Annotated in this window: 1 protein-coding gene; it reads left to right on the top strand. The window is 42.5% G+C overall.

From position 1 onward, the window contains the following. Nucleotides 1-163: 163 nt before the first annotated feature. Nucleotides 164-310 carry a hypothetical protein gene (locus FS736_RS24545; RefSeq protein ID WP_222125093.1) on the top strand — a complete coding sequence of 49 codons (147 nt, stop codon included), beginning with the start codon at nt 164-166 and terminating at the stop codon, nt 308-310. Nucleotides 311-339: the final 29 nt, after the last annotated feature.

Genomic DNA, 339 nt, shown 5'->3' with positions numbered 1-339 from the left:
TGTTGTGGTTTTGGGAAATAGGATAGTGGTGAGGGTAAATGACGATGATTGAATGTTGGTAAAGTGCTTGTGGGTTGAATTTGTGGATGAATTGTTTGAATGGTTGATGCGTGTAGGGGAGGGTGGGGAAGTAAGGGTTGAAGGTAGGGGTGTTTGAATCATATTGATGGATGAAGTTATGTTGTTGATGGAATTGGAATGGGAAGTGGTTTGTGAGGGTGATGAAGTTTGGGAAGAAGGGTTTGGGGATTTGTTTGAAGTGTTGAAGGGAGTGGTGAAAGAAATGGATGTGGTTGATGCGGGAGGGTAGTGAATTTTCGTGATTGAGTTGATAATGTG

It is taken from the genome of Cytobacillus oceanisediminis 2691 (genome assembly GCF_007678455.1).
GTDB lineage: Bacteria > Bacillota > Bacilli > Bacillales > Cytobacillaceae > Mesobacillus > Mesobacillus oceanisediminis_A.
This window is presented reverse-complemented; position numbering and strand designations above follow the sequence as displayed.